General features: G+C 33.2%; 14 protein-coding genes. 4 read left to right on the plus strand and 10 right to left on the minus strand.

Annotated features, from left to right (window positions below):
* Nucleotides 1–32: 32 nt before the first annotated feature.
* Complete coding sequence (locus HUE88_RS04560) at nucleotides 33–770, plus strand: hypothetical protein (protein ID WP_194371531.1); 738 nt, start codon at nucleotides 33–35, stop codon at nucleotides 768–770.
* A 60-nt stretch (nucleotides 771–830) separates the two neighbouring features.
* Here the strand turns inward: HUE88_RS04560 and HUE88_RS04565 are convergent, their stop codons facing one another.
* The 9 genes from HUE88_RS04565 to HUE88_RS04605 all read right to left on the minus strand — a co-directional run bounded on the left by HUE88_RS04565 (nucleotide 831) and on the right by HUE88_RS04605 (nucleotide 9214).
* Nucleotides 831–1178 carry a hypothetical protein gene (locus tag HUE88_RS04565; protein ID WP_194371533.1) on the minus strand — a complete coding sequence of 116 codons (348 nt, stop codon included), beginning with the start codon at nucleotides 1176–1178 and terminating at the stop codon, nucleotides 831–833.
* A 274-nt stretch (nucleotides 1179–1452) separates the two neighbouring features.
* Nucleotides 1453–2751: a M16 family metallopeptidase gene (locus tag HUE88_RS04570; protein ID WP_229860154.1), complete on the minus strand. Its 1299-nt coding sequence runs from the start codon at nucleotides 2749–2751 to the stop codon at nucleotides 1453–1455.
* A gap of 1 nt (nucleotide 2752) precedes the next feature.
* Nucleotides 2753–3811, minus strand: coding sequence for a quinone-dependent dihydroorotate dehydrogenase (locus tag HUE88_RS04575; protein WP_194371535.1), 1059 nt, complete (start codon nucleotides 3809–3811; stop codon nucleotides 2753–2755).
* 60 nt (nucleotides 3812–3871) lie between these two features.
* Entirely contained in the window at nucleotides 3872–4450 is a 579-nt protein-coding gene (locus HUE88_RS04580) for an HAD-IB family hydrolase (RefSeq protein WP_194371537.1), read from the minus strand.
* Nucleotides 4451–5941 (minus strand): ArnT family glycosyltransferase, encoded by a 1491-nt coding sequence (locus tag HUE88_RS04585; RefSeq protein ID WP_194371539.1) that lies wholly within the window; start codon nucleotides 5939–5941, stop codon nucleotides 4451–4453.
* Nucleotides 5938–6669 carry an SDR family oxidoreductase gene (locus HUE88_RS04590; protein ID WP_194371541.1) on the minus strand — a complete coding sequence of 244 codons (732 nt, stop codon included), beginning with the start codon at nucleotides 6667–6669 and terminating at the stop codon, nucleotides 5938–5940. Before HUE88_RS04590 ends, HUE88_RS04585 begins: the two co-directional genes overlap by 4 nt.
* Complete coding sequence (locus HUE88_RS04595) at nucleotides 6666–7958, minus strand: FAD-binding oxidoreductase (RefSeq protein WP_229860155.1); 1293 nt, start codon at nucleotides 7956–7958, stop codon at nucleotides 6666–6668. Before HUE88_RS04595 ends, HUE88_RS04590 begins: the two co-directional genes overlap by 4 nt.
* 3 nt (nucleotides 7959–7961) lie before the next feature.
* The gene (locus HUE88_RS04600; protein WP_194371543.1) at nucleotides 7962–8351 is read right to left on the minus strand and encodes a GtrA family protein; all 390 of its coding nucleotides are present in this window, start codon (nucleotides 8349–8351) and stop codon (nucleotides 7962–7964) included.
* Complete coding sequence (locus tag HUE88_RS04605) at nucleotides 8348–9214, minus strand: UbiA prenyltransferase family protein (protein ID WP_229860156.1); 867 nt, start codon at nucleotides 9212–9214, stop codon at nucleotides 8348–8350. Before HUE88_RS04605 ends, HUE88_RS04600 begins: the two co-directional genes overlap by 4 nt.
* Nucleotides 9215–9297: 83 nt before the next feature.
* Here HUE88_RS04605 and HUE88_RS04610 point away from each other — a divergent pair, with 83 nt between their 5' ends.
* Nucleotides 9298–9858 (plus strand): DJ-1 family glyoxalase III, encoded by a 561-nt coding sequence (locus tag HUE88_RS04610; protein WP_194371545.1) that lies wholly within the window; start codon nucleotides 9298–9300, stop codon nucleotides 9856–9858.
* Nucleotides 9859–9950: 92 nt separating this feature from the next.
* Entirely contained in the window at nucleotides 9951–10685 is a 735-nt protein-coding gene (locus HUE88_RS04615; RefSeq protein ID WP_194371547.1) for a cytochrome c3 family protein, read from the plus strand.
* Between the two features lie 79 nt (nucleotides 10686–10764).
* On the opposite strand, the gene HUE88_RS04620 is transcribed toward HUE88_RS04615, so the two are convergent.
* The gene (locus HUE88_RS04620) at nucleotides 10765–11682 is read right to left on the minus strand and encodes a class I SAM-dependent methyltransferase (protein WP_194371549.1); all 918 of its coding nucleotides are present in this window, start codon (nucleotides 11680–11682) and stop codon (nucleotides 10765–10767) included.
* Between the two features lie 130 nt (nucleotides 11683–11812).
* Between HUE88_RS04620 and HUE88_RS04625 the strand changes: the two genes are divergently transcribed.
* Entirely contained in the window at nucleotides 11813–12166 is a 354-nt protein-coding gene (locus tag HUE88_RS04625; RefSeq protein WP_194371551.1) for a hypothetical protein, read from the plus strand.
* Nucleotides 12167–12367: the final 201 nt, after the last annotated feature.

A 12367-nucleotide genomic window follows, 5' to 3' on the forward strand; every position in this document is an offset into this window, starting at 1 on the left:
AGTTCAACAGCTTATTCGATATAATAATTTATATGAAAAAAATTATTATAAATAAAAAATTTTATGGCAATATTGATCTTCCTAAAACAAGAAACGCATATAAGCATTTTGTATCAATAGTACGGGCTTTTTCTTCTAATGAAGAGATAACTATAGAAACTATGTACCAAAATCACAAACTAAAGAGTTTTAACAGCTACCAAAGAGGAGGATGTGCTGATGAACTTCTTGAATTAGAAATGTATATAAAACTATCATCGCTTTTAAGTTTTAGCGCTGAATCAGCAGTTAAACTTAAAAATAAAATAGAATTTATAAATGATAATGCTTATGTGAATTTAAATATTTCAAACAATTTGATACTTTTTAATAAAAAAGTTCCTGCAAAAGCAAAGAAGGCTTATGTTTTTTGGGATATAGAAAACTTTTCAAATATTTCTCCTATGTTCTCTCATATTATTGAGCCTTTTGAAATAGAAGATGAAAATATATATGTATCTTGCAATCCAGATTCATTGTATCTGTTTAAGGCTGAGTGGGAAGCGGATTTATATGATTTTGGTAAAACTCTAAACTCCTTTAATTTTACAAAGTGTGACCATGGTAAAAATGTTGCAGACGGAATTTTACTTAAAAACTTTGAAGACTTAAAACCAGTTGATGCAGATATTTATGTAGTTACCTATGATATAGAGCTAAAAGAGAGGTTTAGGGAGTCTTGTAGCAAGAGCAATAATTTATATGTTCTACAAAGAAAGATTTTAAATTAAATTTAGAGATCGCACAAGTTTATGTGCGCCTCGTTTAAATAATTTTTTTTATTCAGGTTGTTAGCGGTTGCGACCTCCGCCCATTCCTTGTCCCATTCCACCGCCTTGTCCCATTCCTTGTCCCATTGGCTCATCAGGAATTGTAACACCACGCTCTTTAGCTCGAATTCTCATTCGCTCATGGTTTTCATTACGAATTTGTTCCCTCTCCTCAGCATTTTTCGCATTACGCATTCTGTTGCGCATTTCAGTTCGCTCTTGTTCTGTCATTAACTGACTGCCGTACATTTGCGTTTGCTCGCGTGTTTGTTCTCTGTATTGTTCGTTCTCATCAGCAGACAGTGTTAATCCTGAAGATAAAATCAGGGCAGCTGCCAATACGGATAGTATCAATGGTTTTTTTATCATAATAAACTCCTTATAAGTAGGGCTGTTAAATTTGACGTATCCCACCCAACCCGTAACATGAGTACGTCTAACTAAAAGTCAGGTAATATTATATATCTTCTAACCTTAAATAACAAGAATAGTTTATTATAATTTAATTTTTATATGCAAAAATATTGTCATTCCAAGCTTTACTTGAAATCTAGTTTATGAAATTAATCAGAGGTCTTAACTAAAATTTGTTTTGATATATAATAGAATGATTTAAAAGAAAGAAGATGGAAAAAAGGTAAAGTTACTTACCCTTTTTCAAAATGAGTGTTGTTGACTTGTTAAAATCAAAATATTTTTTTGCTATATCTTGAACATTTTTAACAGTTATTTTTTCGATATTTTCTTCATAAGTTAAAAGAGGTGTTAAATCTCCACGAACTAAGTAACTACCAAAAAGATTAGCTACTGAAGTTGAACTCTCTAATGAGTAGATAAAATCAGATTTAGAGTTAATTTTAACTTTTTCTATCTCACTCTCTAGAACTTTCTTATTTTTTATAAGCTCTATCTGTTCAATAAGCTCTTTTTCTACATCTTCAGCTTTTACTCCCGGATTACAAGATGCTAAAAATATAAAAAGACCCGGATCTATATTTTCCATATTGTAGGCATATACACTGTTTACGAGACGTTTTTTATCTATTAACTCTTTATAGAGTCTTGAACTTTTTCCTGAAAAGAGTATCTCTGAAATTACACTTAAAGTAACTTGGTCTTCACTTTTAAAGTCAGGAATATGAAAAGTAATTGCAAGCATCTCAACTTCACTGTCCCTGTATATTGTCACTCTTTTAGGACCGTCTTGCTCAGGCTCTACAAACTTGAACTCAGGAATTTTCCCTTTGTTTTTGATGCTCCCAAACTCTTTTTTTGCACGTTTGAATACATCTTTTGCATCTACATCGCCAGTTACCATCAAAATAGCATTATTTGGCTGATAGTAAGTCTTATGAAAGTCTTTTATATCTTTTATGGTCCATGTTTTAATATCATTCATAAAACCAATCGGTGTCCAGTGGTATGGATGGTATACATAGGCGTTGTTAAACATTGCAAAGTAAAGATAGCCAAGAGGAGAGTTCTCTGTTCTCCATCTTCTCTCTTCCGCCACGACATCACGCTCTGGTTGAAATTCTTTATCTTTAAGGTTAAGATTTTTCATAAGTTCAGCGTAAAGACCCAAAGATTTTTCAAGATTATCCGTACTTGATTTTATGTAATAGTGAGTGTAATCAAAGCTTGTAGATGCATTGTTTACACCTCCTATACTCTTCACCTCTTTGTCAAATTGACCTGCAGGAAGGTTTGTCGTTGATTTAAAGTTCATATGCTCAAGCATGTGGGCAATACCTGTTTTGCCCATAACCTCGTTTCTGCTACCAACCTTGTAAAAAATATCGGTGCTTATTACATTGGTGGAGTTTTTAAGAGGAATTACAACTACTTGTAGTCCGTTCTTTAGAGTTTGTGTTTCATATTTTGGTAGTGATGATGCCATAAGTGTTCCTAAAATTAGTGTGAATGCTAAGAATAATTTCATATTATTTTCTATCTGCACCGATTGCCTGGGTTATGTTTGTGTAACCGTCAGCTTTAATAAGCTCTGTAAGCTCAATATTTATATTTTTTATCATGTCAGGACCGTGAAATACAAGTCCGCTAAGTATCTGAACAAGTGAAGCTCCAGCTTTTATGCGTTTGTACGCTTCCTCGGCGGAGTCTATACCTCCAACTGAAATAAGAGTTGTTTTTCCATAAAGCTCTTTTGCAATAGCTTCAAAAATCTCAAAACTTTTTTTCTTTAAAACAGCGCCGCTTAGTCCGCCTTTATCATAAGGTGAATTTACAAGCGAGTAGTCTATTGTAGTGTTGGTAGCAATTATGCCATCAGCACCTTTTTGCACTGCCAATTTTGTAAGTGCAACTGCATCTTCAGGCGTCATGTCTGGTGCAATTTTTAGTAAAATAGGTTTATCTGTGATAGCTTTTGCTTCAGAGAAAAGCTTTGTAATAAACTCTTCATTTTGCAAGTCACGAAGACCAGGTGTATTTGGAGATGAGATATTTATTACTAAATAATCTCCTAGTCCATGAAGCGCTTTAATAAGAGTTGTGTAGTCATTTATAGCTTCACTCTCAGAGGTAAGTTTGTTCTTACCAATGTTAACACCTATTGGAGTTGTAAACGGAAAACGCTCTTTGAGTCTTTTTTGAGCTTTTAGAAGACCTTCGTTGTTGAAGCCCATTGCATTTTGAATAGTTTCTTCTTCTATGTGTCTCCACATTCTAGGCTTAGGATTTCCTTCCTGCGGCTTTGGAGTAAGAGTTCCAATTTCAGTAAAACCAAAACCTAAAATCTGCATACCGCGAATCATGGTTGCATTTTTGTCAAATCCAGCGCCAAGTCCGACAGGGTTTAAAAAAGTACGTCCAAAAAGCTCTTGAGACAAAACATCGTTGGTAATGAAATGAGACTCCAAGAAAGAGTTGAAAGGAATTTGGCAAAGATTAGGAAGTCTAAGTACGGTCTCTGCTACATGGTGAGCATTCTCAGGTTGAAGTTTAAATAGCCAAGGTTTTATGCTTTGATAATTTATCATGACTTATATTTTGCCTTTACAATAATTTAGTGATTATACTGAAAAAAAGGTAAAGGTTTATTAATACTTTGTTGCTTCGTCTGCAAGAGCGAGCATCTGTGTATCTCCGGAGCTGTCACCAAAGGCACAAATCTTCTCATAATCTTTTAGATTTAGGTGCTTTTTTATACGGTTTTCTTTTTCTATGCCATGGCAGTTTGGTGTTAAAAATTTACCTGTAAATAGGCCGTTTATAAACTCAAGTTGTGTCGAGAGGAGTTCAATGCCGTTTTTGTCACACCATGGTTGAAGCCAACACATTATAGAGGCTGAAACTATGATAACTCTGTCTCCGTTTGCTTGATGTTTTTTAACTATTTGCATTCTCTCGTTTATTACAATAGAGTCCAGCTTCTCATGAGAGAATTTTGTGGCAATATCTCTAAAATTATCTTCGCTAATTCCATTAAAAAAAATTCTAAAAAGGTGCTCTTTTGCTACGCTGTTTTTCATTAACCTAAGTTGCCAAAGAATAAAGTAGGGAAAAAATTTAATCATATTTAAGATATATCTGCCTCTAGAGACACTGTATTTTAAAAACTCTCCAAGTGAGTCTTTGCTTGTTAATGTCCCATCAAAATCAAATAGTGCTAGTGTCATTTACATACTCTCATCATTTTTAAAATATCTATCTTTGAAGTAACACTCTCCAATAGGAAGCCACTCTGGTATATTATAAAATCTTTCATTTTGAAAATCTAAGTAGTTTGATTTATACTCTTCATAGTTAAACTCTCTACAAGTAGCCATATAAAAGTTTGCCTTTTTAATCTCTTTTTTCTCGATCGTGTAAGATTTACAAACTTGCTTTAGCTGATTTTCATCAATTGGCTTTTTCTTAAAGAGAGTTATATCTTTATTCGATAAACTCCTTACATCCAGCAGTTTGTCATCCATACGCCCATATTTTGATCCGCTAAAGAGTACCGTAACATCTTTTTTGCAGTGATAAGAGAGAACAGAGGCAGTTGAGTAGCTGAATGTAAAAATCTGCTTATCACTTAGTTTGTCAAGCTCTTTGCAAATCTCCTCAGGCTGAGTGTAGAGAAGTATATCTGAGTATTTATTGTGATTTTTTAGCATTGAAGTTGGAAATAGTAAAACAGTTATAAATACTGCTACATGTACAAATGTGAAAACGGCGTTATATTTGAATAGTTTAGTCATATATTTATCATCTAAAAAAGTAAACAGTAAAAATATATACGGCACGAAAATTAAGAACCAGTGGAGTCCTATTTGATTTTTTAACGAGACGATAAAGAATACGAAAAAGCCAAATGTTAATATAATAGAAAGAAGTTTTAAGAGTTTTGTTTTTTCAAATTTTGTTTTAAATAAAAAGTACAATCCCCATGGAGTTAGAACATATAAAATAAGTCCAAAATAGCCAATTACTGTCCCTATGTTGTAACTATTCTCTTGTGTTCTGGCAAAGAAGTTAAATATTATATTGTTCCAGCAGCTGTTATAGTTAAAGTATAGATTTTCAGCTATAAACAGCAATATAATAACAGTAACAACTAGCACATTTTTGACAGCTTTTGATTTGTACATGTAGAGTGAAAAAACAAGTAATGAGAGCATTAAAAATACAGCAAAATATTTACTCAAAAATGCAGAACCTAAAAATATACCGGCAAGTAAAGCATACCTGAACCACTCTTTTTTCTCCAGTGAATAGAGTAAAAACAAAGTTCCAAGAGAGCTAAAAAAGAGCAGGGCAATATCGTTTGTCATAAGTGCCAGAAGCAGGTCAACAGGTGATGCTAAAAATATAAGAGCTACTAAAAAGGCTTTTGTGTTTCTAACTTTGTAGAGTAGGGCTATTTTATAGATAACATAGGCCGCTACAAAAGTTGTCACAACAGCAAATAATCTGAAAAATATGTAGCTCTCGTTTACAAAACTCATAAGGTATATCAGCCAGCCAACCATAGGTGGATGGTCATAATACCCTAAACTGAGGTTCTGCCCCCATTTTATGAAGTATGCCTCATCACCTGTAAGCGGCAAAAATGAAAGAATTAAAATCTTAAAAAAGAAGATTATATAGAGGGTCTTAACCTCTTTGTTATAGTACTCTCTCATATGCTCATTTTCTTAAACATGAACTCTGGAATATGTTTAATTATAAGCATTACAAGAAGCCAAATAGATTTGGTGTAGAGTACGTTTCTCCCTTTTTGCTGAGCGTTGTATATATCATTTGCTACATCTTCAGGCTCAGCAGTTAGTTTCTCAGGTAAATCTAAATTTTCAGTCATTTTAGTGTTTACAAAGCCCGGTTTTACAGTAAGGACACTTACCCCACTCTCATATAGTCTGTTTCTTAAACCACCTAAGTAAGCAGTAAAAGCAGCTTTAGAACTTCCGTAAATGTAGTTTGCTTTTCTCCCTCTGTCACCAGCAACAGAACTAACTCCAACTATAAAACCTCTGCGCTCACTCTCAAAATCATTAGCAACAATATTTAAAATACTAACTGCTCCTGTGTAGTTTACATTTATAGTTTGCAGTGACTCATTGAAATCTTTTTGTGCAAGTTTTTGCTCAACCATATAGCCAGATACAACTATGACTCCAAGAGGTTTCTCTTGTAGTTCTTTATAGAAGCTTTCATGCGTTTCATAAGCAGTTATATCAAACTCTTTAAGCTCTACATGTACGCCTGAACGAACTTCAATATCTTGCTTTAAATCTTCTAAAGATGAGCTCTCTCTTGCAGCTAAATAAAGGTTGTAGCCATTTTTTGCATAAGTTCTTGCAACTTCTTTTGCGATGTCGCTTTTTGCGCCGATTATTAAAACATAACTCATATCTCTACCCTTTTTGATTGTAATGAATTGAATTTACTATCCATATTGTTCTCTTTTCTAAACTCTCTAAATTTATCTATTTGAGGATAACCTTGCTCAAAAGTCTCTTTACTTACACGTACATCTTTTGTTAGGTAAATTTTACCGCTGTACTTAACTACAATCTCATCGAGTTTGTTTAAAAGCTCAAAAAGACCATCTTCTATCTTAAAATCAAGTGCCAAGGAATACCCCTCTATCGGAAAAGAGAGGTAGTTTTCATTGGCTTTGCCATATAATTTTAAAACTGCTAAAAATGAGCCTTTCCCAGAGGTGGAAATCTCACGTAGAATCTCACTTAAACCTTCAAAACTGCTCTCTTTAGGGAGGATAAACTGATACTGCGTAAAGCCGTTTTTACCATAAATTCTATTCCAATTTCCTATGGCATCTAAAGGATAGAAAAATGTATCTATATCAACTTTTTGTTTAGATACTCCATCCGGAGCTTTTGCATAATAGAGCCAGTTGAAAGCTTTTACGCTTAAAGTGTTTAGAGCAAAAGATGGAAAGTTAAAAGGTATGCTTAACTTCTTTTTGCTTTTGTACTCAAGGTTGCCGTCATCTGCGAAATCTCCAACCATTAAAAGACATTTTCCAATGTTTTCACCTTGTGCTAGGCAGTCTATCCAAGCCACGGAGTAGGGGAGGTTTTTGTTGCTCTCAAAAGCTTCGAAAGTCTCTTTTAAATTTTTAGTTTTTATGGTTGTCTGGTTTATAAACTTGGAGTTGATTTTTTTTAGAGAAATTTTAGCTTCTAGTATAACACCCGTAAGTCCCATACCGCCGCATGTAGCTAAAAAAAGTTCATCCCCTTTTTTTACAGATTTGATAGTCCCGTCTTCAAGCATAATGGTAAATTCTTCAACACACTCGCTAAAACATCCCTCTATATGGTGATTTTTTCCGTGAACATCACTGGCAATTGCTCCGCCAACTGTTATAAGTTTTGTCCCTGGTGTTACTTTTAAAAACCAGCCACGAGGTACAAAAGAGTCAAGTATCTCACTTAGTAGAACTCCCGCTTGACATGTAAGCACTCCGGCACTCTCATCAAAATGCAAAAAATTGTTGTATGGTTTTACATAAAGAATATTTTCGTTTATAGCACTGTCTCCGTAGCTTCGCCCGTTTCCAAAAGGTATAAACTCTTTACTCTCTTTAATGTAGTTACAAAGAGTTGTTGTGTCTCTTAGAGAAAATTTTTGATTTTTGATTTTTGGGTACATTCCCCAACTTATTAAACTCACGACTTACCCCTTAAATACAAATTTTTTATCTAAAAAATATTTCACAACATACCCAATGCTAAGACCAACTACTGCACCTATGTATTTTGCATTTTCATCTTCGTACATGTAGTCGAAACCAATCTCAAAGCCCCAGAATATAAAGGTCGTTAAAACTCCCATAAGAGAGTATAAAAGAAACTTTTTACCGTCATCTTTTTTGCTCTTTGGCGTATGGAAGAATATATACTTTTTATCTAATATATACTTCAAAACAAGACCAGCCAACGTCCCAACAAACATAGCCGTATAGAGTGATAAAAAACCATCATAGATAATAAAACTAAAATACTGAAACAATATATTTACTACAGTAGATATGATAGCAAACAGTGCATATCTAATAATCATCATATAAGTTTAGTTATACCTATAAAGCTTATTAGCCAAAAGACAATCGTTAGTTTTAAAAACCTGTCTCGTATTACCACTTTTGTTGGGCTTCCGCTATCTTGTTCAACAAAGGTTATCTGCATATATCTCAGAACTCCTAGTATTACAAAAAATGAAGTTATATAAAGATAGTTTGTATCTAACCTTTGTATAACCTCTGGCGAAATCGTGTACTGTATATAGCTAACCACTACAACTCCTGCCATAAGCACCATTGCAGCATTTACAAACTCTAAGTTGTATCCGTCTATGTTTTTTCTAGTCTCTTGCCCTAGAAGTGATAGTAGAACATCATCTCTTCTTTTTGCTAAGGCTAAAAATATTGCCAGCAGGAATGTCATAATAATTATCCACATTGAGAGCTCAATTCCCGTAACTGCCGAACCCGCAAAAAGCCTCAACACAAATCCTGTTGCGATAATGAATATATCTAAAATAGCGATATGTTTTAGTTTTGTAGAGTAGAGAATATTAAGAATAAAATATATGAGAAGTACAACGAAAAGTTGAGTATAAAAAATAAATGATATAGAGAGTGAGAATACAGACAATAGTAAAATCAGCAATTTAGCAGTTTTCTCAGAGACTTTTTCTGATGCTAAAGGGCGATTTTTTTTAATCGGATGGGCTCTATCTTCATCTACATCCATAAGGTCATTAAAAATGTAAATACTGCTCGCAAGAATAGAAAATAGAACAAAGGCAATAAAAGTGTTTAAATTATTCTCAGCATTGAAATATGAAAAAGAGAAAAGCAGGGGCATAAAAATGAATAAATTCTTTATATATTGATGTACTCTAAACAGCGTAAATATATCACTCAAAAACTAAATCCTTAAACTAATTTAAAGTAGATTATAACATTAAAAGTATAGAATTTGCATAAATGAACATATATGGAGATATTATGACAAAAGTTTTAGTGCCACTGGCAAGAGGATTTGAAGAGATAGAAGCCGTCAGTATTATTGATGTTTTAAGACGAGCAGAAATAGAGGTGCTTATAGCCTCTTTAAATGATGATAGCTCGGTAAAAGGTGCTAATAGTATATCAATCATAAGTGATATAAATATTAATAATGTAGTAGTAGATGAATTAGATATGATAGTTTTACCTGGTGGAGTTGAGGGAACTTTTGCACTTGCAGAAGATGAAAACGTACAAAGAATTTTAAAAGAGATGGACTCTAAAGGAAAATATATTGGAGCAATTTGTGCAGCACCTTTTGCTTTAAGTGAGGCTGGAGTTTTAAAGCACAATTACACATGTTATCCCTCATTTGAAAAACACATTAGAGAAGATGGATATCGTGCAGATGAGGCAATGGTTGTAGAAGATGGTAATGTTATGACATCAAGAGGACCGGCAACAGCGATATGTTTTGCACTTGCAATAGTAAAAAAATTAAAGGGTGAAAAGACATATTCTTTGATAAAGAGTGGACTTTTGGCAGACTTTTGTAAATAATAAAAAATATCAGCAAAATTAAGAATATATAAATAAAGAAAGTGATAAAATCGTCACAAGAAAAATTTAAGTTCAATAGAAGGATGAACAATATGAGAAAAAGTATTAGCGGTATTGCATTAGGTTTACTAATTGCTTTAGCACCAAATATATTAAGCGCAGCAGGTCCACATGATGGTATAACTTGTTTAGGTTGTCACAGTACTCACTTTGCGGTAGATGATAAGTTATTTGCTGTAAAAAATACAAAAATGAAAAACCCTCTAAACAGAGAAAGTTTTGATAAGCTAACTGCAAAAAATTGTTTAGGTTGTCATGAGTTAACTCAATTTGGTGGAGCAGGTATTAGACCAGTTCACATGCATACTACACACCCTATCGGTATGGTTCCAAATCCAAAAATCGCAAGTGTGCCAACTAACTTACTTAAAAATGGAATGCTTGATTGTATTAGTTGTCATGAAGCACATCCATCTAACAAAAACTTTATGTACTTAAGAGTAAACACTAATGCTGATGGAGGCAATATTCAAAAGCTTTGTGCTGTTTGTCATGATGCTAAAGTAGATTATGATTCTGCTGGTATTAAGAAACTTAGCGATATCAGAATATTTAGTGCAATGGATCAAGAAAAAGGTTCAGGATTCTTTTTAAGAGATGATGTTGTAATACAAAATCCAACAAAAAGCTATATCAAGCCTTTAGGTAAACTACAAGAAAATGATATTATGCCAAATTACCAAAATCAACCTGATTGGGTTTATTCTCCAACAATCAATCCTTTAGATGATTTTAAAGATACAACTACAGCACCAAAGAAAAAATAGTACTACATGTAAAGAGAAGCAGATTGCATCTGCTTCTCTTTATCTTCCACTCAACTAATCATAATTATTTTGTTTTTTGTCAAACTTCTCTTATAAAAACTAAATTTTTTAAAGACCTATCTTCATTTTCACTTGCAAACTCTTTTACATTTTCAAGCCGCTTTACAAATTTAAAACTTGGTGAGAGCTCTTTTATAAGCTCTATAATAAAACTTGCATCTAGCTCAGGGGAGTTGAGACAAGCTAACAGTGTACAATTCTCTGATGCAATATCTGGCAGTTTTTTGATAATCTTCTCGTAATCTTTTGTAGCCTCAAAACTCCCTTTTTGAAAGCTTGGCGGATCTATAATAATCAAATCATGGGGACCTTTTTTCTTTATTCGTGAGAAAGATTTTAAGATGTTATATGGCAAAAAAGCAACACCTTTGGTATCTATGTTGTTTAAGTGATGATTTTCTCTTCCTGTGGTTAATGCACCTTTGCTCATGTCAATATTTGAAACACTCTTAGCACCGCCGAGTTTTGCCGCAACACTAAAAGCGCATGTGTATGAGAAGAGGTTTAAGACACTTTTATCTTTTGCATTTACTCTTACAAACTCTCTGCCGTTTTTCATATCAGGAAAATAGCCGCTGTTTTGGTTTGAGAGAAGATTTAGTTTTATCTTCATTCCGTTTTCTACTACATGTAGATTATCTTGAAGCTCTCCCACTACAACTTCGCTTGGACTCCCTTTAATATATCTTCGCTGAATAACCAAAGTTTTGTGTCTACATGTAGAGATGAAATTTTTTAACATCTCAACCAACTCAGTCTCTAATTTAGGTTGCATCTCAAAGTAAAGAGCAACACTCAAAATCTCATCAATAGAGTCAATAGTTAAGTGCTTCCAACCCTCATAAAGTTCGCCACGACCATGAAAAAGCCTTTTAAATTCAGTTGATAAATCTTTTGAGTTTTCTTGCAGAAGTGCTTGTATATCGTTTATATTCAAAATTATTCTCTATTTTATATATTTATTTAAAATAATATCAAATATTACATCAAGCTAAACTTTTTATAAGATAATTAAGATAAACTTGCGTTGGAATATTAATTGCTTAAATTAAACAAAGGATAACAAAATGAAAAACTTCTCTGACTATTCAATATTTGAAAATATTGAAATACAAACAAAAAAAGCGTTGATGGAAACTATAAATGGTTTGAGTGATAATTTAGTTATTTCTCATATTATGGGTACATATAAGTCTTACACTAGCAAGCCTATAACATTTCAAGATATATTGAATCAAGTTGATGATATATTATATGGTGATAATGGCGGACAAGCATCTCTAGCAACACTTCAATGTGCTGAAAATTTTAAAAGAAATTTTTCAAGTGCCTATTTAGATATTCAAAAAAATAATATAGAATACTCAGCAGGTTTATTGGAGCAAAACAAATCAGTAACTGATGTTGCTTTTTTGGCATAAAGTAGACTTAAGCAAGTCTACTTTATTTAATTATACTTTTTCCCAAAAAATCCCCTGCTGCGTATCCATAATACTAACACCCAAGGCTAAAATCTAATCACGAAGTTTGTTAGAACTCTCAAAGCCTTTTTGATTATCTTGAAGCTCTCCCACTACAACTTCGCTTGGACTCCCTTTAATATATCTTCTCTAAATAACCAA

The sequence above is a fragment of the Candidatus Sulfurimonas baltica genome (assembly GCF_015265455.1).
In the GTDB taxonomy this organism is placed as follows: domain Bacteria; phylum Campylobacterota; class Campylobacteria; order Campylobacterales; family Sulfurimonadaceae; genus Sulfurimonas; species Sulfurimonas baltica.